The organism is Ralstonia condita, assembly GCF_958405655.1.
GTDB lineage: Bacteria > Pseudomonadota > Gammaproteobacteria > Burkholderiales > Burkholderiaceae > Ralstonia > Ralstonia condita.
The window spans coordinates 77,693-98,669 of sequence record NZ_CATYWO010000005.1 but is presented as its reverse complement, the minus strand read 5'-3'; the positions used below and the strand labels follow the sequence as shown (position 1 = coordinate 98,669).

Sequence of the window (20,977 nt, the reverse complement as noted above, 5' to 3'; positions counted from 1 at the left end):
ATCACTGCCGCCATGTCTTCCACGCCTGTCGAGCTGCGCGACTGCCCCGCGCCTGCCAAGCTCAACCTGTTCCTTCACGTCGTTGGCCGCCGGGCTGACGGTTACCACCTCTTGCAGACGGTCTTCCAGTTGATCGACTGGTGCGACACCCTGCATTTCGGGCGCCGCACGGACGGCCGCCTCGTGCGCACCACCGACATTGCCGGCGTACCGGCCGAAGACGATCTCGTGATTCGCGCCGCGCGCCTGCTGCAGGCCGAGACGGGCTGCACCTACGGCGTCGACATCGCCATCGACAAGCGCCTCCCGATGGGCGGTGGCATCGGTGGCGGCTCGTCCGACGCGGCCACCACCCTGCTCGCGCTCAACCGCCTGTGGGGACTCGACCTGCCGCGCACGCAACTGATGGCACTCGGGTTGAAGCTCGGCGCCGATGTGCCGTTCTTTGTCTTCGGCCAGAACGCCTTCGCGGAGGGCATCGGCGAAGCGCTGACCCCTGTCACGCTGCCGCCTGCCACATTCGTCGTCATCAACCCGCGCGTGCATGTGCCCACCCCTGCAATTTTTTCGGATGAAGGGTTGACACGCGATACGCCGCTCACCATAATTACGGACTTTCCTGACCAACAAATTGTTTTCGCTTACGGTCGCAACGACCTGCAAGCGGTGGCGGAAAGGAAATACGGCGAAATCGCCCGAGCACTTGCCTGGCTGCGTCAATCCAGTCCTTTGGCAAGAATGACCGGATCCGGTGCCTGCGTGTTTGCTCCGTTCGACAACGTTGAGCATGCGCAAGCGGTGGCGGATCAGATGCCTTCCGAATGGGAAGGTCGGTGTGCGGCAGGTCTGGCGCATCACCCGCTCGCAAGATTTGCTGTGTAAGGTTTGCAGTTATCGCTTCTGCAATGGAGGCGGTAACCGATAGGTTGTGTAGGGGCGTCGCCAAGCTGGTTAAGGCACCGGATTTTGATTCCGGCATGCGTAGGTTCGAATCCTTCCGCCCCTGCCATTTTCTTCCTCATGTTCCCAGCAATAGCCCGGTTGGCGCCTTAGCCGGCCGGCGCGTCTGAAGTCAAAACAGGTGCCCCGATGAGCAGCGAAGGCTTGATGGTTTTTACCGGCAACGCCAACCCGAAACTCGCAGAAGCTGTCGTCAAGCACTTAGGCATTCCGCTGGGCAAGGCCCTCGTCGGCCGATTCTCCGATGGAGAAGTCCAGGTCGAGATCCAGGAAAATGTGCGCGGCAAGCACGTGTTCATCCTGCAATCCACCTGCGCCCCGACCAACGACAACCTGATGGAACTGATGGTCATGGTCGATGCGCTCAAGCGCGCATCCGCCCGTCGCATCACGGCTGCCATCCCTTACTTCGGCTATGCCCGCCAGGACCGCCGCCCCCGTTCGGCGCGGGTAGCCATCTCGGCCAAGGTCGTGGCCAACATGCTGGAAGTCGCCGGCGTCGAGCGCGTGCTGACGATGGACCTCCACGCCGACCAGATCCAGGGCTTCTTCGATATCCCGGTCGACAACATCTATGCGTCGCCGATCCTGCTCGAGGACCTGCGTAAGAAGAACTACGACAACCTGCTGGTGGTGTCGCCGGATGTCGGCGGCGTGGTGCGCGCACGTGCGCTCGCCAAGCAACTCGGTGTGGATCTGGCGATCATCGACAAGCGCCGTCCGAAGGCCAACGTGGCCGAGGTGATGAACATCATCGGTGAAGTTGACGGCCGCAACTGCGTGATCATGGATGACATGATCGACACCGGCGGTACGCTGTGCAAAGCGGCCCAGGTGCTCAAGGAGCGCGGTGCCAAGCAAGTGTTCTCGTACTGTACGCACCCCGTGCTGTCGGGTGGCGCGGCCGCCCGCATCGCCGATTCGGCGCTGGACGAAGTCGTCGTGACCGACACCATCCCGCTGCGTGAAGACGCCATCAAGTGCGGCAAGATCCGTCAACTGTCGACGGCCCCCCTGTTGGCTGAGACCTTCACCCGCATCGTGCGCGGTGACTCGATCATGTCGCTGTTTGCTGAATGATTCGGCACCCAAGCGGCTTACTGTTATAATTCAAGGCTTTACCGCAGAAAACGTCGACTAATCGGCACTTCTGCGATGTCTGCGGGGCGCAATATGGTGCCCCGTTCACCAGACGGCTTGGTCGCGAGTCGTCTTTTTCGTTTGGAGCAATCATGAAAGTAGTCGCTTTCGAGCGTAGCGTTCAGGGCACTGGTGCGAGCCGCCGCCTGCGCAATGCCGGCAAGACCCCGGCCATCATTTACGGTGGCGGTGCTGAGCCGAAGCTGATCGAACTCGATCACAACGCGCTGTACCACGCGCTCAAAAAGGAAGCCTTCCATTCGTCGATCCTCGACATCGAAGTGGCCGGCACGGTGGAAAAGGCGCTGCTGCGCGACTTCCAACTGCACCCGTTCAAGCAACTGGTTCTGCACGTCGATTTCCAACGCGTGTCGGCCAAGGAAAAGATCCACGTGAAGGTGCCCCTGCACTTCATGAACCAGGAAAGCGCTCCTGGCGTGAAGCTGGGCCACGGCATCGTGAACCACATCCTGAACGACGTTGAAGTGTCGTGCCTGCCGGCCGACCTGCCGGAGTTCATCGAGGTGGACCTGGGCAACCTGGAAATCGGCCAGACCCTGCACATCGCCGACCTGAAGCTGCCGAAGGGCGTGACCATCCTCACCCACGGTGGCGATGAGAACCCGGCTGTTGCCAACATCAGCGTGCCGGCTGGCGAGAAGTCCGCTGCCGCCGAAGAAGGCGCTGCTGCCGCAGGCGAAGACAAGCCGGCAGCCTAAGTTGCCGCATCGTCGTGCCCTCGGGCACGGCAAAAAAAAGCCCGCCGAGCTGGTCTCGCCGGGCTTTTTTTCTATCATCGCCGTCCCGGCGCCCGCACAGTGGAAAGCAGCTATCCTTCTACGATCACGGGGCGCTTCCGGCACCTCATCCTGATACGAATCGCATGATCAAACTCATCGTCGGGCTCGGCAATCCGGGCGCTGAATATGCAGCGACGCGGCACAACGCCGGCTTCTGGCTCATCGATCAGCTCGCACGCGTCGGTAACGTGACGCTGCGCAATGAGACACGCTTTCACGGGCACGCTGCCCGCGCCAGCCTGTGGGGCAACGAGGTGTGGCTGCTGCAGCCGCAGACTTTCATGAACCGCTCCGGCCTGGCCACCGTGGCGCTGGCCCGCTTCTACAAGGTGATGCCCGATGAAATCCTGGTCGTGCACGACGAACTGGATTTGCCGCCCGGCGCTGTCAAGCTCAAACTCGGTGGCGGCTCGGGCGGTCACAACGGCCTGAAGGACATTGCCGCACACCTGACCACGCAACAGTTCTGGCGGCTGCGGCTGGGCATCGGCCACCCGCGCAACCTGTTGCCGCCGGGCACGGCGCCATCCGGTCAGCATGATGTCGCCAACTTCGTCTTGAAACCGCCGCGCAAGGAAGAGCAGGAACTGATCGACCGCGCCATCGACCGGAGCCTGGACGCTCTGCCAGAGCTGATTGCCGGGAACGCGGAGAAAGCCATGATGCGGCTGCACACTGCGAGCTGATCCGCCACCTACCGAGGACATCGTCATGACACTGCTCGACACGCGCATCTTGCTCGCCGCCGCATCGGGGTGTCTGGCATTGGGGCTGTTGGCAACGCAGCCCGCGCAGGCGCAGGTCTATCGCTGCAATGAAAACGGGCAGACGGTGTATTCGGACCACCCTTGCGGTACGCGCGCCGTGCCGGTGCCCCTGATTGACAACACACCAAGCGCCGCCGACCAGCAGGCCGCCCGCGAACGCGCAAGCGCCGAAGCCGCCGAGGTGCGCGAGATGGAAACCACCCGCCGCAAGGCCCAGGCGGCAGAAGAGGCTCGCCAGGCGCAAGCGGCTGCGCAGATCGCCGAACAGGCAGGCCGCGAGCAGCGCCAACAGGTGGTGATTGGGCAGGAGGGTGTTCGCTACTGTCACCGCGTGTACGTGGGGTTTCCGCCCTACACACAACCCTACCCGACGCCGATGCCAGTGATCCGGCAGCCTTACCCTTCTGCACCCTCGGCAGGCGCGCTACGCCAGCCCGGTAACGGCTCCAGGCCTTTCGCGCAAGCCCCCGTGGCGCCGCCCGCGCCGATCGCCCCGCGGCCGCCACGTCCGCATCATCCTCACTACCGCATCATCTGCGAGCCGGGTTATGCGTATGAAGGGCCGGAAGATCTGCTGCCCATCCGATGAACGCGGTGGCAGCCACAACCAAAAGAGACGGCCAGGGCCGTCTCTTTTTTTACGCTGCGCGTTGGGTGGAGGTGAGTTGGATGTACTTCTGCATCAACTGCTCGTGCGTTTCCTCGTGGGCCGGGTCCTTGGGAATGCACTCCACAGGGCACACTTGCTGGCACTGAGGCTCGTCGAAGTGGCCGACGCATTCGGTACACTTGCCCGGGTCGATCACGTAGATTTCCGGGCCCATCGAAATCGCGCCGTTGGGGCACTCGGGCTCACACACGTCGCAATTGATGCACTCATCGGTAATTATGAGCGCCATGATGCTTTCCTTGAAATGACTGGCGGGCTACTGCTCACCAAAGCATCATTTTATGCCGATTTCTCAGACCCTTCGGTCTTGCCGGTCTTTTCGTGGAGCCATTTCTCCACCGACGGGAACACGAACTTGCTGACATCGCCGCCAAGAACGGCGATCTCGCGAACGAACGTCCCGGAAATGAACTGGTACTGATCCGACGGCGTGAGGAACATGGTTTCCACATCCGGCAGCAGGTAGCGGTTCATGCCGGCCATCTGGAATTCGTACTCGAAGTCGGACACCGCGCGCAGACCCCGCACGATGACGCGTGCGCCGTTCTTGCGGACGAAATCCTTCAAGAGGCCGGAAAACCCTTCCACCCGGACGTTCGGATAGTGGCCGAGCACTTCACGCGCGATCTCGATGCGCTCTTCCAGCGCAAAGAACGGGCGCTTGTTGGGGCTTTGCGCCACGCCGACGATGAGTTCGTCGAAGATGTTGGACGCGCGCCGCACGAGGTCTTCGTGGCCGCGCGTGAACGGATCAAAAGTGCCGGGATAAACCGCGATCACCATGGTTCCTCCACCAAGGGGAAAGGAGCATCCGTCAGCGCGGCGTGGGACATGGCCGCGCCATTCCTGCGTTCGGATACCGTTGCGTTATCGAGCGCGGCAGATCCCGAGCCTGCCGCCTGCACACCACCTGCATTGCCGGGCCAGCGCCTGCCCTGCAGGTGCCGCCCGATGCCCATGCACCGGTTGCGAGCGGCGTAGTTTAACCGTTTTTGCGCAGCAACAAATGGGCGTGCACCGCGCCTGCGCGCAGATGTTTGTGCAGCACCAGATCGGCCGGCAATGAAATACCGTCTACCGGAGCCTCGTTACGTGAATCAGTGCTCACATCCACCAAGGGCTTCGCGGCCTCGAGGTAGATCACTCCGCCTGGCTTGACGATGCGTATGGCAGCATCCAGCGCCCGAAGCGTCCAATCCTGCGCGAACGGCGGGTCGATGAACACCGCATCGAATGTGCGATCCGGCTGGCGAGCAAGCCACGTGAACGCGTCGCCGGAAACGATCTCCACCATGCTGGCACCCAGCCTGTCCCGCACGGCATGCAGCGCACGAACGGCCGGCGAATGGCTCTCGACCAGCGTGACGTGAGCGGCGCCACGCGAAGCGGCCTCGAAACCGAGCGCACCCGTGCCAGCAAAAATGTCGGCACAACGCCAGCCAGTCAGATCCTGCCCGAGCCAATTGAAGACGGTCTCCCGGACGCGGTCGCTGGTCGGACGCAGGCCCTCGGCGTCGACCACCGGCAGCGGGGTACGCTTGTACTGCCCGCCGATAATGCGCACCTGCTGCGGCGCGCGCGCGTGCGACGTGGCGGTCTTGGCCTTGGGGCCTCTTGAGCTAGGAGTTCGGGATGCCATGGGCGCGATTGTAGAGCCAGCACCAAGCAAAACCGGCGGACGACCGCCGGTTTTTTCACGGGAGAGCCCGACGCATCATTTCCTGGCAGGACCGCCCACCACGATGGTCGCCATGGTTTGCGGCTGCAGCACGCGCTGGAAGGCAGTGCGCACCTGATCGCGCGTGACAGCGGCGATGCGCTGCGTCCAGGTGTCCAGATAGTCGAGCGGCAGGTTGTACCAACCGATGTTCGCCACGTTGTCCAGGAGCTTGCGGTTGCTGTCCAGGCGCAGCGGGAAACCATTGACGAGGTTGTCCTTGGCCGCCTTGAGTTCGGCATCGGTCGGCCCCTCGGCGACGAACTTGGAAACGGTCTCGCGCACCACCGTCAGCGCTTCCTCGGTCTGGTCCTTGCGCGTCTGCAGCTCCAGCTCGAACGGCCCGGGCTGCGCAGCCGGTGCGAAATAGCTGCCGATGCTGTACGTCAGGCCGCGCTTCTCGCGCACTTCGTTGGTCAACCGCGCGCTGAAACCGCCGCCGCCCAGCACATAGTTCCCAACCAGCAATGGGAAGTAATCCTTGTCGCCGCGCGCGATGCCCGGCTGTCCGAGGATGATCGTGGCCTGCAGCGCCGGATGCGGAATGCGGATCGTCTCCGCCTTGGCCAGCGGCATCTTCACGTCGGGCAGCGCCGGCGGCGTGGCGCCGTCAGCGGGCAGGCCGCGCGTGATCTGCTCGGCGATGGCCTCGGCCTCCGGGCGGCTGATCGCGCCAATGAGCGTGACCACCGCGCGCTTGGCCGTGTAATTGGCCTGGTAGTAATGCACGATGTCATCGCGCGTGATGCTCTCCACCGTCTCGGGCGACGCCGTCTGACCATACGGATGCGTCCCGTAGATGGCCTGCCCGAATGCCCGCTCGGCAAGCACCCCCGGCTTCGTCAGCGATTCGCGGATGGCCGCAACCAGGCGTTGCTTGTCGCGCGCGAGCACCGCGTCGGGAAACGTCGGCGCAGAGACGATCTGCGTCATCAGCGCGATGGCCGGGCCGCGCTCGGCAGGGTCTGACAGCGTGCGCAGGCGCAGGCTCGTGCGATCGCCGCCCGCCCCGCCGCCAAAGCTGGCGCCTACATCAGCAAACGCATCGGCGATTGCCGCCTCGTCACGGGCGGGCGCATTGCCCTGCGCGGCTACGCCCTTGTCGAGCATGCCGGCCGTCAGCGACGCAAGGCCGACCTTGGCCGTCGGCTCATAACGCGAGCCGGCATCCACGTCGAGGTTGATGTCCAGCATCGGGATCGACGGACTCGGCACGAAATACACGCGCGCGCCGGTGGTGGCCGTCCAGTGTTGGATGGGCAGCGCCGCGAGTGCGCTCTGCGCCGCGGCGGCAACAATGGCGACCAGCGCCGTCTTGAGGGTCAGGGACATGGCGCGCATCAACGCAGCCCTCCTTCTTCGCGCATGCCCGGAACAGGCTTGCGCGCCGGTTTGTTGGGATCGATCGGTTGCGGCAGCAGCGTGGCGACGACGAGGTTGTCTTCGCTGAAGTACGTCTGCGCAACGTGCTGGATCTGCGCCGACGTCACGGCCTTGATCTTCTCAAGCTGGCGGTCGATGGACCGCCACGACAGACCGCTCATCTCGTTCATGCCGATCTCCATGCCCTGCCCGAACACCGAGTCGCGCTTGTAGATCTGCGCGGCCACGACTTGCGCCTTCACGCGCTTCAGTTCGGCATCCGTCACGCCTTCCTTGGCGATGCGCTCGATCTGCGCGCGCAGCGCCTGTTCGATCTCGGCGGTGGTGTGGCCGTCGGCGGGCGTGCCGTCCATCAGGAAGATCGACGGGCCGCGGTTGAGGCCGTCGTAGCCGGCGTTGACATCGTCGGCAATGCGCTTTTCGCCCTTGACGAGTTGGCTCGACAGGCGCGCGTTGTCATAGCCATCGAGCACGGCCGACAGGACTTCCAGCGCGTACGGGTCAACGTCCTTTTCCACATCGATCAGGCGCGGCACCTTGTACGCCAGCACAACGTACGGGTTCTCGGCCGGCGCCTTGACCCAGATGCGCTTCACGCCGATCTGCTTGGGCTCTTCCTGCGCATAGCGGCGCGGCAGTGCATGCGGCTTGAGCTTGCCGTAGGTGCGCTGCGCCAGGCGGAAGACATCGTCGGGTTTCACATCGCCCGCGACAATGACGGTGACGTTGTTGGGCGTGTACCAGGCGTGGTACCAGTTCTGCGCGTCCTGCACCGTCATCGTGTCGAGATCGCCCGGCCAGCCGATGGTCGGGTTGCGGTACGGCGCGGCGTTGAACAGCGTGGCGAGCATCTGCTCGTAGACGGTGGAGCGGGCGGAGTCGTCGATGCGCATGCGGCGCTCCTCCTTCACCACGTTCATCTCCGGCTTGAACTCCTTGTCGGTCAGCTGGAGATTGGCCATGCGGTCCGCCTCAAGGGCCATCACGTCGCCCAGATGCGACTTCTCGATCTGCTGGAAGTACATCGTGAAATCGCGCGTGGTCATGGCGTTTTCGCGGCCGCCCATGGCCGCCACGCGGCGGGAGAACTCGCCGGGGCCGACCGCCTTGGTGCCCTTGAACATCATGTGCTCGAGCATGTGGGCGACACCCGTGGTGCCGTTGTGCTCGTCGATGCTGCCGGCGTGATACCAGACCATGTGCGCCACGGTGGGGGCGCGGTGGTCTTCCTTGACGATGAGCTGCAGCCCATTGGGCAGCTTGTACTCGTGCGTGTCGGACTGGCTCGCACCGACCTTGGCGGTGGCCGGGGTCGTCGCCGCAGGGGCCGGCGCAGCGGCCAGTTCCTGCGCGCCAACGTGGCCAGCCAGCAGGCTCGCCGCCAAGGCCATCGCGGCCATTTGCCAGGCACCCGGCCGGGCCCGGTTTGAAACGTTTCGCATGGAAGAGCGCATAAGGGCCTTCTGATAAAATTCGACACTTGATTCTAACGGCGAATAGACTGCCTTTTACGATGTTTAGTTTCTGGAAGAAGCGCAAGGCAGAGCCCCAACCGGCCGCCGAACCCACGCCCGCAGCGGCGCCCGAAGCCGTGCCGGCACCTGCCCCGGCTGCCATCCCTGTCCCCGCGCCCGTTCCTGCCCCGGTTGCGGCATCCCAGCCCGTCGCTGCCCTCGTTCCCGCACCCGCCCCTGCTGCACCACCGGCCCACATTGCCGTGCCGGACACACCTGCCGTGCAGCCCGCGCTCGACGTGCAAGCCGACGACGTCGAGACCGTGCCCACGCCCGCCGTGATCGAACAGGCCCGCAAGGGCTGGATGTCGCGCCTGCGCTCCGGCCTGTCGAAGACGAGCAAGGGTCTGACCACCCTGTTCGTTGGCGTGAAGGTCGACGAAGCGCTCTTCGAAGAGCTGGAGACCGCGCTGCTGATGGCCGACGCCGGTGTCGACGCCACCGAATACCTGCTGGGGGAACTGCGCCGCCGCATCAAGGCCCAGCGCATCGAAACCGCCGAAGGCGTGAAAACCGCCCTGCGCGACCTGCTGGTGGAGCTGCTGCACCCCCTGGAAAAAACCATGGTGCTTGGCCGCGAACAGCCGATGGTCATCATGATCGCGGGCGTCAACGGCGCCGGGAAGACGACCAGCATCGGCAAGCTGTGCAAGCACTTCCAGACCTACGGCCAGTCGGTGCTGCTGGCCGCGGGCGACACGTTCCGCGCCGCCGCGCGAGAGCAACTCGTAGTCTGGGGACAGCGCAACAACGTCACAGTGGTGGCTCAGGAATCGGGCGACCCGGCTGCGGTGATCTTCGATGCAGTGAACGCCGCACGCGCACGCGGCATCGACATCGTCATGGCCGATACCGCCGGCCGCCTGCCGACGCAGCTGCACCTGATGGAAGAGCTCAAGAAAGTGCGCCGCGTGACCGCCAAGGCCATGGCCACAGCCCCGCACGAAACGCTGCTGGTGATCGACGGCAACACGGGGCAGAACGCCCTCGCGCAAGTCAAAGCCTTTGACGAAGCGCTGGGCCTCACGGGCCTGATCGTCACCAAGCTGGATGGCACTGCCAAGGGCGGCATCCTGGCCGCCATCGCACGGCAGCGGCCGGTGCCGGTGTACTTCATCGGCGTGGGTGAACAGGTGGAGGATCTGCAGCCGTTTTCCGCGCGTGAATTTGCGGATGCGCTGTTGGGATAACGTCCTGCGAAACCTTGTTGCACAGAAACGCCCTGAATTGTTCAGGGCGTTTCTATTTGCGGCCGAACCTGTCGGCGCTCTGCATTTACCAGCACCTCGCGCGTATTAAGGCTCAACTAGCAGCCTCCGGCCAGCATGCACCCTGCGCTGATTTCAAGCACCCATTGAATTGGAATTGTCTGATTGAGACTCAGCGCATGGCGCTGCTCCAATGGAGCACTTCAGCGAAGTGCTCCATTGGAGATAGCAGATGCAAGACACACAATCTGGCAAGGTCTACGTTGCGGCGTTCAACGGCGCGAAGACAGCCAACGGCGGCGAGGTCATTCAGGGCTCTTGCAGCATCCAAGATAGCGGACACACGCTCCTCTGCTCGTGGGCGATGAAGCTGTCTACCCAGACGGCAGCGTGGCTGCCATTACCGCGGGTGCGGGCATGGCGATGGTGGACGACGATCGTCCCGTTGCGATTATTGGCAGCCCACTGAGCAACGGCGACACCATTGTTTCGTCGCCAATCACGGCCCTGACTTTCGATGAACCGGCGGACGCGCCCATCATCGGCCTGCTTGACCCGGCGTACCGTCCGGAGCCGGCGACCGGCAGCGTGATCTGAGGGGGCCGATCATGGAAGACATGCGCCCCGGCCTCAGGCATGGTGACTTAACAACGACGGGTGGCGTCATCATAGCCACCGGCAGGATGCGGTTCCACGGCAAAGAGGTGGCTGCGGAAGGGGATCTGGCAACTTGTCCAGCCTGCAAATCCATGGGCCGCCTAGTCAATGACGCCTACCCAGCGTTCGGGCTTCCGGGCGGTCGCCAGCTCGCCATTCAAGGTGCGTGGATCTTCTGCAAATGCGCCAATCCCCCTCGCGCGATTGCTTCGACGGACAAGTTTCGGGTTGCGGTGAATCGAGCGGGGAGTGGAATGCCTGTTTCGGTGAGTACGAAATCAGCCTTCACCGCGCCGCTGGGAGGCCAAAACCGGGTGTCGTTGCCCTCATCGTCGCTCAAAGAGACAGATCAGAAATCGACGCTTGAAGACGATCCCCAATTGATCTGCCCCAACATGAGTAACGCGGAGTTCGCTCAGATGGTCATGCAGCGACGAGACAAAGCTTTGTCGCTTATCGATAAGCGCCTAACCGAATTAGCAGGATGGTCTACCGCCGCCCGGGTTCGCGTCGGCCAGTGGTTCGGTAATAGCGACGGTGTAACGCGGGACTATCTAGCCGGTGGACTTACCCGCATACGTCATATACTCGCTGGGCTAACTCCAAACAATTTTGTTCGCTATTCTGGGGTGGCCATGGCGCATGTCGGCTGCGTTTCAGACTCAAAGAGAAAACTCGGGGTTGTCGCAGAGGTATGCGCACCCGATACGGCGACACATACGATCGCCATTCATTTGGATTTCTGCGCGCTACGAGACTTCGCCTACAGCATGGACTCGCAGGTATCTACGCTAATTCATGAGGTATCGCACTTCCACGACACCATGAACACCGGAGATCCTGTTTACTTCATGAGGAAGTGCCGAGACCTTGCGAAATCCAACCCGGAGATCACGCTCCATAACGCCGATAGCATCGCCGGTTATGTCATCTATGAAGATTAGAAATACGCTGGCGGCATTTCTGCTCTTGAGTGCCGGCGTCTCGTATGCCTGCATGCCGGGTCAGAATTTTGATGTGTACTTTTCTTCGGATTCCGCTGCGGTATCTTCGTCGGAAATACTTCGCCTAGCGAATTGGATGGTAGATCAGCGCATCAAGTATCCGACGCAAGAGGTGCTTCAGGTCGATGGGCGGGCAGAAGACCATGAGCGTAACGCGCGTGCGCTGGCAAAAGCACGCTTACAAGCCGTCGTGTCCATCCTGAAAACCCAACACTTCAACCAAGTGCCGGTGGATGAACATTACGGCGTCTACCGGTCAGATGATGTAGGAAACGGACGGCGAGTCGAGATATCGATCTTGCCAGCGTGCCCCAACCCGTGCTGCTCTGACGGCGACATGCCTACCAAGAGATAGGCGAACTTGGCTGTCCTCAATGCGCAAGCTCCCCTCCTCCGCGGTTCTGCATATAGCGGCCGCATCCGCGGCTGACTACGTGACAAGAAGGGCGTTCTTGCCGACCTAGCGCGTCGGGAGCAACACCCGAGTCCGCGCAAGGCGCGCTTCGGAGCCACGACTTTTCACGACCGGCGTTTATGATGCATCTCACTAAAATAATCGCACCAATCGTGGTAACCGTATCGGGTTTCGCTTTTTCGGCTTCGGATAACAAATCCGATTGCCTGAAACATCTTGGGGGTGGATATGGGGATGCACAATGTTACCAAGCACTAAAAATTAATCTCACCAAAGAGAACGCGAGAATTTACAAGAGCGTTTCCAAATCAATTCCCCATGGAAATTCTCATGCTCGACTATTGGACGAATACATGACCTCGCAATCGCACGCCGAGAAATTTTGCACACTACAACGAGATGCGGGCGCAAAATGGGAAAATAATTCAGACGGAACTATGTATCCTGCAATTTATGAGGAATGTCTCTATGAACTCAGGAAGGCACAAAATTCATTTCTTAAAAATCTTTTAGAAATGTCGCAATGTTAAAGAAGAGGCAAAATAAAAACATAGATAAAAGCAAAATACGCTTCTCAGCGGGATTTTTCCTTCTTCTCAATTCGAGATTCAGGAGTTATGGCTTCTCGAGACGAAAGATCCGGTCAAGCACGGTGAAAAACGGTTTGACGCCAAGGAGAGTCCATGAGGATTTCTGTCCCAATGCTTCTACTGAATGCCCTGGTAGCCACCGCATGCTCAGGAGAACATGCAGCTGCAGTGTGGACAGCGAAGCAAAGTACCTCCGTCTATGCCTCAGAAGAGGACACCGAAGACCAGGTCTTGTTCACCTTGGTGCCCGGCGACACATGCACCCCACTGCGCAGCGTGGTCATGAAGGTCTATCTCCACACCGAGATTCAGTGCAAGAAGGGGCGTGGCTGGGTCATCGACAGGCAGAATTTTGATATCCAGCCAGCCCGCATCAGATCTGGGGCTGAGCAGCACCCCACGTCGTCGTCAACGGACTGATTATGAAGACGCCTCCTCCAAACATGGCTATGGATCTGCGCACCCATCCCTTGCTCTATTTGCAAGCCATCACAGCCCTGTCTTTTGCAATACCGCCCGGCACAACGTACGCCAGCTGCCCGCACTTGCTCACGGGCAAGCCGAGCTATGAAGCTGAAACCTCACTCTCTGCTCCATCGCGATCAGCGGAAGATGTGTTTCGTAGAGCATTGAGCGAACAAGCTGGCTTGGACTTTGACGAGGCAAAACTATTCTTTGACTGCTTGAAGGACGCGACCAAGCGCGATGACAAGAATACCCTCAGTCGGCTCGTCCAATACCCCTTGCGCATCCATGCTCTAAACGGAGCAAGCAGCATCGCGACGCCGGCAGCATTTAGAAAGGAGCACCCGTCGATCTTCAACCAACGCGTGAAGGACGCGATCGAAGCACAACGATTTGAGGATGTGTTCGTGAGCTACCGGGGCATCATGATCGGGAGCGGCGAGGTCTGGATCAGCGGCATCACGGAACGGGGTCGAAGTAAGCCGACGATCAAGATCATCTCCATCAACACTCAGTGAGTCGTCTGATATTCGCCTCACGTTCCAGCCCAGTTCAGCGCCACAGCGGCAAAGGCATACCGATGAAAGTTTCCGTGATCTTGGCTACGGCAGCGATTGCCGTAATGACGAATGCCAGCGCTGCCAAGATGTTCGAAGACTACGACAGCTTCTACGTCTCGCGACCTCACAGACTTTTCGGTGCGCCAATCGAATTCGATCACAACTCCACCTATGCTGTGCAGGGACAACCCGGTAGCTATGTGAAGCTTCGGGCGTTTCTGGAAGGCACGCCTTTGCGCGTTGAAATTGCACAAGATCGCATCACCATCAATGGCGCCGTCCATCGCTTTGGCCGAGCGAAGACCTTCCCGGGAGAGTACCCCTCAGACATCTATCCCCCGGGCGCAAGCGTGTTCCTGGTTCCAAGGACCACTGTCCATCCAGCCGCGCTTTGCGTGGAAGGGGCAAGCTCAGGCTCAGGCGAAGCCAACCGACATACACAGATCTATCTGCTGCTCAACCCATTGTCGCTGCGAGGCAAAGCGACGTTCCTGCACCTACCGAGCTTGCTCTCGTCGTGCAGGGCGGTCAGGGTGACCGACGATGGGAAGATTGCCTTCCCGAAGAACACATATCTGCTCGACGCACAGCAAGAAAACCGAACAGGGTTACTGCTGTCGTATTACACCTTTGAGCGCCGGCGTTTCGTGCCAATCCAGAAAGAGGTTCGAGTGCGATTCACGCACCCGGAAGTCCCCTTTCAATTCGAGATTCAGGAGTAACGGCAACTGAAGCCGGCCAGCGTGCTCCTGCGTTCAGATAGTGACAGGGGACTTGCTAGCGCCCCCGCCCTCTCAATCACGCCGCATCCGGCTGCACCCCAGGCGCAGCCCTCTGAAACGCCTCCTGCGCCATGCAGTGCTCAAAGATGCGCGCAAGCGTCGGGTAATTCTCCACCGCCACATCAACCCGCTTGCCGTTGAACACCTGCGGGACCAGGCACACGTCGGCCAGCGTCGGCGTGTCGCCAACGCAGTAGGCGCCCGTGAGCGGCGACTGTGATAGCCGCGTCTCCAACGCTGCAAACCCCAGCTTCACCCAGTGGCGATACCAGTCATTGCGCGCCTCTTCTTCCACGTTGAACGTGTTCTTCAAGTACTTCAGCACGCGCGGATTGTTCAGCGGATGGATCTCGCACGCGATGGCGAGCGCAATCGCGCGGATGTGCGCGCGGTTGCTTGGCGAGCCGGGCAGCAGCGTGGGCTCGGGGTGCGTCTCTTCCAGGTATTCGACGATCGCCAGGGACTGGTTCAGCACGTCGGTGCCGTCGCACAGCACGGGCACGAGTCCATCGGGGTTCATCCTGACGAAGTCGGGCGCCATCTGCTCGCCCTTGAGCAGGTGCACCGGCGCATAGTCGTACGACAGGCCCTTGACCTCCAGTGCGATGCGCACGCGGAACGACGCCGAACTGCGGAAATAGTTGTACAGCTTGATCGACATGGCTTCTGACTCTTCTGTCGGGTCTATCAAATGACCTTCACGTGCAGCTCACCCACGCCGTCGATCTTGCCGACCATCAGGTCGCCGACGACCACCGGGCCAACGCCTTCCGGCGTGCCGGTGTAGATCAGGTCGCCGGGGCGCAGTTCGAACAGGCGCGACAGATACGCAATGGTTTCCGGCACCGACCAGATCAGGTCGGACAGATCACCGCGCTGATGCTCGCGGCCATTGACCGACAGCGTGATGGCGCCCTTGTCCGGGTGCGCCACATCCTTGGCCGGCACGATGGGCCCGATGGGCGCGGAGCCGTCGAACGCCTTGCCGGTTTCCCACGGGCGGCCGCCCTTCTTGGCGGCGTTCTGCAGATCGCGGCGCGTCATGTCCAGGCCGACGGCGTAACCGTAGATATGGTTGGCAGCGGTTTCCACGGAGATGTCGCGGCCACCCGTGCCGATGGCGACCACGAGTTCGATCTCGTAGTGGCAATCCTTGGTTTCAGTCGGGTAGACGAACTGGCCGGTCTCGCCGTCGGGGATGTAGCGCACGGCGTCGGCCGGCTTGCAGAAGAAGAACGGCGGCTCGCGGTCGGGGTCGGAGCCCATCTCGCGGGCGTGGGCGGCGTAGTTGCGGCCGACGCAGTACACACGGCGCACCGGAAACTGACCCTGCCCACCACGGACGGGAATGCCGTTGACGGCGGGCGGGGTGACGACGAACTCGGTCATGCGGGTCTCCTGAGGCTAAGCTGGATCAGAACAGGTGGGGACACTGCGGCCACCGCCCCCCGGCGACCGACGAGTTTGCGAGAATACACCCGCACCGGCCCGGCGCGGTTCTTGCATGAGTGGCGTGCACACTGCCCCACTTTGCGCCATGCAATCGAAATCGCCCGCCCCGTCCGCCTCGCCCGCCGCACCCCACCCGGCCGCGCCGATGCGCGTGCTGCTGGTGCGCGATCCGCTCGATGCGGAACAGATCAACCTCGAGTTGATCCGCGCCGGTCTGGCTGAGGCGGGCTTTGTCGATGTGGGGCTCGCGGATGCCGACCTGACGCTGCCCGAGCGCATTGCCGAGACCCAGCCCGACATGGTCATCGTCGCGTCCGAATCGGCCGCGCGGGACACCATCGAACACGTCTGCGTGGCCACACAGCATGCGCCGCGCCCGATCGTGCTGTTTACCGACAACGACGACGCCACGCGGATCAAAACCGCGTTTGCTGCGGGCATCACCGCCTACATCGTGGACGGCATCAAGCCCACGCGCGTCAAGGCGGTGTTGGACGTGGCCTATGCTCGCTTCGAGCACGAAAGTGCGTTGCGCGCAGAGCTGGACACCGCCAAGACGCAACTGGCCGAACGCAAGGTGCTGGAGCGCGCCAAGGGCCTGCTGATGAAGCAGATGAACCTGTCGGAAGACGATGCCTTCAAACGCCTGCGCAAGATGGCGATGGACCGCAACATCAAGCTAGTGGAAGCCGCCCAACGGGTGATCGATGTGATGGCCAGTTGAGCGGCCGGGCCACCGCCCAGCTTTGGTGCGCCGCACAACTCCGGCGCTGGAAACGCACCAGTCGCGCGCGGTGTTCCGGACCTCACACGCGGCGTTCCGAACCTCAATCACCGAGCTAAAAGCCTCGCACGTCGAGTTCTGAACCTCAACCGCCGAGCTAAAAGCCTCACACGCCGAGCTCCGAGCCTCAATGGCCGAGCAAAAAGCCTCACGCGCCGAGCTCCGAGCCTCAACCGCCGAGCTAAAAGTCTCACGCGCCGAGCTCTGGGCCTCAACCACCGAGCAAAAAGCCTCACGTGCCGAGCTCTGAGCTCCATTCGCCGAGCAAAAAGCCACGCATGCCGAGCTCCGAGCTCGGAACACCGAGAAAAAAGCTCGGCGCGTGGCGTTCTGAATCCGGATCGCCGAAACCCTTTGCTCAACGTTGGCATACCCCTTGCAAGTGTCGCTGCGAAGCCGGTGCCAACGTAGGTACCGGCATGGGACAACGGCGTCCCGACGCACGGCTCTGCGACCCTTCCTTGGCGATGGGCGATGGCGCGCGTCGGGACGCCTTTTCTTTGGAGCCATGGATGGCCGCGCCAGACAAGACCGACGCTCTCGTCAACCCGATCAACCCGAAGCGCCGCAGCATCATGAAAGCCGCGGCGACGATTGCAGGAGGCAGTGCCGTGGCATTGATCGATCCGCTGGTGCGTGCCGGGGCCTGGGCCGCCGGCTCCGATGCGCCCGAGAAGACGGAGCTGAAGGTCGGCTTCATCCCGCTCACGGACTGCGCCTCGGTGGTCATGGCGTCCACGCTCGGCATCGACAAGAAATACGGCATCAAGATCACGCCGTCGAAAGAAGCCTCCTGGGCCGGCGTGCGCGACAAGCTGGCGTCGGGCGACCTGGATGCGGCGCACGTGCTCTACGGCCTGATCTACGGCGTGCAACTCGGCATTGGCGGCCCGAAGAAAGACATGGCCGTGCTGATGACGCTCAACAACAACGGCCAGGCGATCACGCTGTCGAACAAGCTCAAGGCAGCAGGCGTCAAGGACGGCGCATCGCTGCGTGCGGTCATGACCAAGGAGAAGCGCGAATACGTCTTCGCGCAGACCTTCCCGACCGGCACGCACGCGATGTGGCTGTACTACTGGCTGGCCGCGCACGGCATCCACCCGCTGCAGGATGCGAAGGCGATCACCGTGCCGCCGCCGCAGATGGTGGCCAACATGCGCGTGGGCAACATGGACGGCTTCTGCGTGGGCGAGCCGTGGGGCGCGCGCGCGATTGCCGACAACATCGGCTTTACCGCCGAGACCACACAGGCCATCTGGAAAGACCACCCCGAGAAGGTGCTCGGCACCACAGCGGAGTTTGTGCAGAAGTATCCGAACACCGCACGTGCCCTCACGGCTGCGGTGCTGGAGGCGAGCAAGTTCATCGATGCATCCGCGTCGAACCGCCGCAAGACGGCCGAGACCATCGCCGCCAAGTCCTACGTCAACACCGACATGGACATCATTCTCGACCGCATGCTGGGCCGTTACTCGAATGGCCTGGGCAAGACCTGGGACGACCCGGACCCGATGCGCTTCTATCACGACGGCGCAGTCAACTTCCCGTACCTGTCGGACGGCATGTGGTTCCTCACGCAGCACAAGCGCTGGGGCCTGCTGAAAGCGCATCCGGATTACCTGGCCGTGGCCAAGCAGATCAACCGCATCGACATCTACAAGCAGGCGGCCGCCGCCACGGGCACGCCGCTGCCCAAGAGCGACATGCGCACGGCCAAGCTGATCGACGGCGTGGTGTGGGATGCGAAGAACCCCGCCGCGTATGCCGACGGCTTCAAGCTGAAAGCCTGACGCCGCTGTCCTCCTGAACTTCCGAATTTCTGATTGCGGTTCCTCACGTCGATGGAGTCCGACATGAACACGCTCGTCAAAACGTTGTCCGGCGTGCAGTCCGATGCCGCCCATGAAGGTCGCCGGTTTGTTGCGCGCGACTGGTTTGTCGCCGCCGTGGTGCGCGGCTTTCCGCCCGTGCTGGGCTTCGTGCTGTTTGTGCTGGCATGGCAGGGCATCGCCACGGCCATCCCCGCTCTGCCGACGCCGGCGGTGACGTGGAAAGCGGCGGTCGCGCTGTTTGCCGATCCGTTCTATCGCAATGGCCCGAATGATCAGGGCGTGGGCTGGAACGTGCTGGCGTCGCTGGCGCGCGTGGGCGCGGGCTTTGGCATGGCGGCGGTCATCGGCATTCCGGCGGGCTTCCTGATCGGGCGGTTTGCGTTTCTCAATGCAATGGCCTCGCCCATCATCAGCCTGCTGCGGCCGGTGTCGCCGCTGGCGTGGCTGCCAATCGGGCTGCTGCTGTTCAAGTCGGCCAACCCGGCGGCCATCTGGGCGATCTTCATCTGCTCGATCTGGCCGATGGTCATCAACACCGCCGTGGGCGTCACGCGCGTGCCGCAGGACTACCTGAACGTGGCGCGCGTGCTGAACCTGTCGGAGTGGAAGGTGTTCACGCGCGTGCTGTTTCCGGCGGTGCTGCCGTACATGCTGACGGGCGTGCGGTTGTCCATCGGCACCGCATGGCTGGTGATCGTGGCGGCGGAGATGCTCACCGGCGGTGTCGGCATCGGCTTCTGGCTGTGGGACGAATGGAACAACCTGAAGGTCGAGCACATCGTCATCGCGATCTTCGTGATCGGGGTGGTGGGCTTGCTGCTGGAGCACGCGCTGCTGGCCATTGCGCGGCGCTTCTCGTACGACGCGGTTTGAGGACATTGGGGGGAGCGCCATGACAGACAAATTCCTGCGCATTGAAAACGTCGGGCAGACGTTCAAGACCAAGCGCGGTCCGTTCGTCGCCCTGCGCGATATCGACCTGACAGTTGCGCGCGGCGAGTGCATCGCGCTGATCGGGCACTCGGGCTGCGGCAAATCGACGTTGCTCAATCTCATTGCCGGGCTCACGCGTTCGACCACGGGTGGGCTGATCCTGGCCGAGCGCGAGATTGCGGGGCCGGGGCCGGATCGCGCGGTGGTGTTTCAGAACCACTCGCTGCTGCCGTGGCTCACGTGCTTTGACAACGTGTATCTCGCCGTCGAGCGCGTCTTCGGCAAGAGCGAGACTAAGGCGCAGTTGCGTGATCGCACGCATGCGGCGCTGGCGCTGGTCGGCTTGTCGCATGCCGAGCAGAAGCATCCGCATGAGATCTCTGGCGGGATGAAGCAGCGCGTCGGGATTGCGCGGGCGCTGTCCATGGAGCCGAAGGTGCTACTGATGGATGAGCCGTTTGGCGCGCTGGATGCGCTCACGCGGGCGCATCTGCAGGATGAACTGCTGAAGATCGTTGCGGCGACCGGCAGCACGGTGGTGATGGTGACCCACGATGTGGATGAAGCGGTGCTGCTGGCAGATCGCATTGTCATGATGACGAATGGGCCGGCTGCGACGATTGGTGAGGTGATGACTGTGGATCTGCCTCGGCCGCGGGATCGGATGGCGTTGGCGGAAGACCCGACTTATCACGCTTGTCGGACGGCGGTGTTGGATTTTCTGTATCGGAAGCAGAGGCATCCGGTGGCGGAAGCTGCTTGATTGGCTGTGGGGATGGCTTTGTTGTTTTTTGCTTGGTGGTCCATCCCCTGTTTCATCCCCTGCCGGGGCTGACTCACTTTCTTTGTCTTGCCAAAGAAAGTAAGCAAAGAAAGGCGCGCCCGAGATGGCGACTTCCCCTTGAATTTATGTCGCAGGGAGGGAGGGGAGGCAAACTCGCTGCGCTCAGACAGGCCTCCCCTCTTTTTCCTCCCTGCAACAGAAATTCAAGGCGCCATCTAGGGCAAGGGGAAAGCAAACCATCTATTGCCTGGGCGGCACTTCGTCTTGCGCGCCGAACCCGTCGTTTCCGCCGTTTGTCGCTCCGCACTCGGCGCAAGTTTCGGCGCTCAGCTCAGCAAGCTGTGTGTTTGGCCTTTGACGTTCCTGCCCTTGATGGCGCCTTGAATTTTTGTAAGCGGGCGGAAAAAAGGCGGGGAACTGTCTGAGCGCAGCGAGTTTTCCCCGCCTCCGCCCGCTTACACAAATTCAAGGAAGGGGTCGCCATCTCGGGCGCGCCTTTCTTTTGCCTACTTTTCTTTGGCAAGACAAAGAAAAGTAGGTCGTGCCCGGCAGGGTAC

23 protein-coding genes and 1 tRNA gene are annotated in these 20,977 nt (G+C 62.1%); 17 read left to right on the top strand and 7 right to left on the bottom strand.

What is annotated here, in order from left to right; genetic code table 11:
- Positions 1-12 precede the first annotated feature (12 nt).
- The 6 genes from ispE to R2N03_RS16215 all read left to right on the top strand — a co-directional run bounded on the left by ispE (position 13) and on the right by R2N03_RS16215 (position 4,256).
- Entirely contained in the window at positions 13-882 is an 870-nt protein-coding gene (gene ispE / locus R2N03_RS16240) for a 4-(cytidine 5'-diphospho)-2-C-methyl-D-erythritol kinase (protein WP_316658737.1), read from the top strand.
- Positions 883-932: 50 nt separating this feature from the next.
- Positions 933-1,009: transfer RNA gene (locus tag R2N03_RS16235), tRNA-Gln, on the top strand.
- Positions 1,010-1,089: 80 nt separating this feature from the next.
- Positions 1,090-2,040 carry a ribose-phosphate pyrophosphokinase gene (locus R2N03_RS16230; RefSeq protein ID WP_316658736.1) on the top strand — a complete coding sequence of 317 codons (951 nt, stop codon included), beginning with the start codon at positions 1,090-1,092 and terminating at the stop codon, positions 2,038-2,040.
- Positions 2,041-2,192: 152 nt separating this feature from the next.
- On the top strand, positions 2,193-2,819 hold the full coding sequence (locus R2N03_RS16225) for a 50S ribosomal protein L25/general stress protein Ctc (protein ID WP_316658734.1): 627 nt from the start codon (positions 2,193-2,195) through the stop codon (positions 2,817-2,819).
- A gap of 164 nt (positions 2,820-2,983) precedes the next feature.
- Positions 2,984-3,586, top strand: a complete 603-nt coding sequence (gene pth / locus R2N03_RS16220) for an aminoacyl-tRNA hydrolase (RefSeq protein ID WP_316658733.1) — start codon at positions 2,984-2,986, stop codon at positions 3,584-3,586.
- 25 nt (positions 3,587-3,611) lie between these two features.
- Positions 3,612-4,256: a DUF4124 domain-containing protein gene (locus R2N03_RS16215; RefSeq protein ID WP_316658732.1), complete on the top strand. Its 645-nt coding sequence runs from the start codon at positions 3,612-3,614 to the stop codon at positions 4,254-4,256.
- Positions 4,257-4,305: 49 nt separating this feature from the next.
- On the opposite strand, the gene R2N03_RS16210 is transcribed toward R2N03_RS16215, so the two are convergent.
- From R2N03_RS16210 to R2N03_RS16190, 5 genes are all read right to left on the bottom strand, one after another.
- Positions 4,306-4,566: a YfhL family 4Fe-4S dicluster ferredoxin gene (locus R2N03_RS16210; RefSeq protein ID WP_316658731.1), complete on the bottom strand. Its 261-nt coding sequence runs from the start codon at positions 4,564-4,566 to the stop codon at positions 4,306-4,308.
- Between the two features lie 50 nt (positions 4,567-4,616).
- Complete coding sequence (coaD, locus tag R2N03_RS16205) at positions 4,617-5,120, bottom strand: pantetheine-phosphate adenylyltransferase (protein WP_316658729.1); 504 nt, start codon at positions 5,118-5,120, stop codon at positions 4,617-4,619.
- A 199-nt stretch (positions 5,121-5,319) separates the two neighbouring features.
- Positions 5,320-5,976 carry a 16S rRNA (guanine(966)-N(2))-methyltransferase RsmD gene (rsmD, locus tag R2N03_RS16200; protein WP_316658974.1) on the bottom strand — a complete coding sequence of 219 codons (657 nt, stop codon included), beginning with the start codon at positions 5,974-5,976 and terminating at the stop codon, positions 5,320-5,322.
- A 75-nt stretch (positions 5,977-6,051) separates the two neighbouring features.
- Positions 6,052-7,395 (bottom strand): M16 family metallopeptidase, encoded by a 1,344-nt coding sequence (locus R2N03_RS16195; RefSeq protein WP_316658728.1) that lies wholly within the window; start codon positions 7,393-7,395, stop codon positions 6,052-6,054.
- Entirely contained in the window at positions 7,395-8,891 is a 1,497-nt protein-coding gene (locus R2N03_RS16190) for a M16 family metallopeptidase (protein WP_316658727.1), read from the bottom strand. Before R2N03_RS16190 ends, R2N03_RS16195 begins: the two co-directional genes overlap by 1 nt.
- Before the next feature lie 59 nt (positions 8,892-8,950).
- Here R2N03_RS16190 and ftsY point away from each other — a divergent pair, with 59 nt between their 5' ends.
- From ftsY to R2N03_RS16155, 7 genes are all read left to right on the top strand, one after another.
- Complete coding sequence (gene ftsY / locus R2N03_RS16185) at positions 8,951-10,141, top strand: signal recognition particle-docking protein FtsY (protein WP_316658726.1); 1,191 nt, start codon at positions 8,951-8,953, stop codon at positions 10,139-10,141.
- Positions 10,142-10,549: 408 nt separating this feature from the next.
- Positions 10,550-10,756, top strand: coding sequence for a hypothetical protein (locus tag R2N03_RS16180; protein WP_316658725.1), 207 nt, complete (start codon positions 10,550-10,552; stop codon positions 10,754-10,756).
- 11 nt (positions 10,757-10,767) lie between these two features.
- Positions 10,768-11,760 carry a M35 family metalloendopeptidase gene (locus R2N03_RS16175; RefSeq protein ID WP_316658724.1) on the top strand — a complete coding sequence of 331 codons (993 nt, stop codon included), beginning with the start codon at positions 10,768-10,770 and terminating at the stop codon, positions 11,758-11,760.
- Positions 11,750-12,175 (top strand): hypothetical protein, encoded by a 426-nt coding sequence (locus R2N03_RS16170; RefSeq protein ID WP_316658722.1) that lies wholly within the window; start codon positions 11,750-11,752, stop codon positions 12,173-12,175. The genes R2N03_RS16175 and R2N03_RS16170 overlap by 11 nt, the downstream gene beginning before the upstream one ends.
- Before the next feature lie 743 nt (positions 12,176-12,918).
- A complete protein-coding gene (locus tag R2N03_RS16165; protein ID WP_316658721.1) occupies positions 12,919-13,245 on the top strand; it encodes a hypothetical protein in 327 nt (108 codons plus the stop codon).
- Between the two features lie 23 nt (positions 13,246-13,268).
- Positions 13,269-13,808 (top strand): hypothetical protein, encoded by a 540-nt coding sequence (locus R2N03_RS16160; protein WP_316658720.1) that lies wholly within the window; start codon positions 13,269-13,271, stop codon positions 13,806-13,808.
- Positions 13,809-13,870: 62 nt separating this feature from the next.
- The gene (locus tag R2N03_RS16155) at positions 13,871-14,572 is read left to right on the top strand and encodes a hypothetical protein (RefSeq protein WP_316658718.1); all 702 of its coding nucleotides are present in this window, start codon (positions 13,871-13,873) and stop codon (positions 14,570-14,572) included.
- 76 nt (positions 14,573-14,648) lie between these two features.
- Here the strand turns inward: R2N03_RS16155 and maiA are convergent, their stop codons facing one another.
- Together maiA and R2N03_RS16145 are read right to left on the bottom strand one after the other, a co-directional pair.
- A complete protein-coding gene (maiA, locus tag R2N03_RS16150; protein WP_316658717.1) occupies positions 14,649-15,293 on the bottom strand; it encodes a maleylacetoacetate isomerase in 645 nt (214 codons plus the stop codon).
- Between the two features lie 26 nt (positions 15,294-15,319).
- The gene (locus tag R2N03_RS16145; protein ID WP_316658716.1) at positions 15,320-16,021 is read right to left on the bottom strand and encodes a fumarylacetoacetate hydrolase family protein; all 702 of its coding nucleotides are present in this window, start codon (positions 16,019-16,021) and stop codon (positions 15,320-15,322) included.
- A 148-nt stretch (positions 16,022-16,169) separates the two neighbouring features.
- Between R2N03_RS16145 and R2N03_RS16140 the strand changes: the two genes are divergently transcribed.
- From R2N03_RS16140 to R2N03_RS16125, 4 genes are all read left to right on the top strand, one after another.
- Positions 16,170-16,808 (top strand): ANTAR domain-containing response regulator, encoded by a 639-nt coding sequence (locus R2N03_RS16140; RefSeq protein WP_316658714.1) that lies wholly within the window; start codon positions 16,170-16,172, stop codon positions 16,806-16,808.
- A 572-nt stretch (positions 16,809-17,380) separates the two neighbouring features.
- Complete coding sequence (locus R2N03_RS16135) at positions 17,381-18,661, top strand: CmpA/NrtA family ABC transporter substrate-binding protein (protein WP_232041864.1); 1,281 nt, start codon at positions 17,381-17,383, stop codon at positions 18,659-18,661.
- Between the two features lie 63 nt (positions 18,662-18,724).
- A complete protein-coding gene (gene ntrB / locus R2N03_RS16130) occupies positions 18,725-19,576 on the top strand; it encodes a nitrate ABC transporter permease (protein WP_232041863.1) in 852 nt (283 codons plus the stop codon).
- A gap of 19 nt (positions 19,577-19,595) precedes the next feature.
- Positions 19,596-20,399, top strand: a complete 804-nt coding sequence (locus tag R2N03_RS16125; protein WP_316658713.1) for an ABC transporter ATP-binding protein — start codon at positions 19,596-19,598, stop codon at positions 20,397-20,399.
- Positions 20,400-20,977: the final 578 nt, after the last annotated feature.

Bases quoted from the DNA above. Each gene is read 5' to 3' on its own strand.
- R2N03_RS16225 (WP_316658734.1), top strand. From the start codon at position 2,193: ATGAAAGTAGTCGCTTTCGAGCGTAGCGTTCAGGGCACTGGTGCGAGC.
- R2N03_RS16190 (WP_316658727.1), bottom strand. From the start codon at position 8,891: ATGCGCTCTTCCATGCGAAACGTTTCAAACCGGGCCCGGCCGGGTGCC.
- rsmD (WP_316658974.1), bottom strand. From the start codon at position 5,976: ATGGCATCCCGAACTCCTAGCTCAAGAGGCCCCAAGGCCAAGACCGCC.
- R2N03_RS16195 (WP_316658728.1), bottom strand. From the start codon at position 7,395: ATGCGCGCCATGTCCCTGACCCTCAAGACGGCGCTGGTCGCCATTGTT.
- ispE (WP_316658737.1), top strand. From the start codon at position 13: ATGTCTTCCACGCCTGTCGAGCTGCGCGACTGCCCCGCGCCTGCCAAG.
- ftsY (WP_316658726.1), top strand. From the start codon at position 8,951: ATGTTTAGTTTCTGGAAGAAGCGCAAGGCAGAGCCCCAACCGGCCGCC.
- R2N03_RS16165 (WP_316658721.1), top strand. From the start codon at position 12,919: ATGAGGATTTCTGTCCCAATGCTTCTACTGAATGCCCTGGTAGCCACC.
- R2N03_RS16230 (WP_316658736.1), top strand. From the start codon at position 1,090: ATGAGCAGCGAAGGCTTGATGGTTTTTACCGGCAACGCCAACCCGAAA.
- R2N03_RS16155 (WP_316658718.1), top strand. From the start codon at position 13,871: ATGAAAGTTTCCGTGATCTTGGCTACGGCAGCGATTGCCGTAATGACG.
- pth (WP_316658733.1), top strand. From the start codon at position 2,984: ATGATCAAACTCATCGTCGGGCTCGGCAATCCGGGCGCTGAATATGCA.
- R2N03_RS16160 (WP_316658720.1), top strand. From the start codon at position 13,269: ATGGCTATGGATCTGCGCACCCATCCCTTGCTCTATTTGCAAGCCATC.
- R2N03_RS16125 (WP_316658713.1), top strand. From the start codon at position 19,596: ATGACAGACAAATTCCTGCGCATTGAAAACGTCGGGCAGACGTTCAAG.
- R2N03_RS16175 (WP_316658724.1), top strand. From the start codon at position 10,768: ATGGAAGACATGCGCCCCGGCCTCAGGCATGGTGACTTAACAACGACG.
- R2N03_RS16135 (WP_232041864.1), top strand. From the start codon at position 17,381: ATGGCCGCGCCAGACAAGACCGACGCTCTCGTCAACCCGATCAACCCG.
- maiA (WP_316658717.1), bottom strand. From the start codon at position 15,293: ATGTCGATCAAGCTGTACAACTATTTCCGCAGTTCGGCGTCGTTCCGC.
- R2N03_RS16170 (WP_316658722.1), top strand. From the start codon at position 11,750: ATGAAGATTAGAAATACGCTGGCGGCATTTCTGCTCTTGAGTGCCGGC.
- R2N03_RS16210 (WP_316658731.1), bottom strand. From the start codon at position 4,566: ATGGCGCTCATAATTACCGATGAGTGCATCAATTGCGACGTGTGTGAG.
- ntrB (WP_232041863.1), top strand. From the start codon at position 18,725: ATGAACACGCTCGTCAAAACGTTGTCCGGCGTGCAGTCCGATGCCGCC.
- R2N03_RS16145 (WP_316658716.1), bottom strand. From the start codon at position 16,021: ATGACCGAGTTCGTCGTCACCCCGCCCGCCGTCAACGGCATTCCCGTC.
- R2N03_RS16215 (WP_316658732.1), top strand. From the start codon at position 3,612: ATGACACTGCTCGACACGCGCATCTTGCTCGCCGCCGCATCGGGGTGT.
- coaD (WP_316658729.1), bottom strand. From the start codon at position 5,120: ATGGTGATCGCGGTTTATCCCGGCACTTTTGATCCGTTCACGCGCGGC.
- R2N03_RS16140 (WP_316658714.1), top strand. From the start codon at position 16,170: ATGCAATCGAAATCGCCCGCCCCGTCCGCCTCGCCCGCCGCACCCCAC.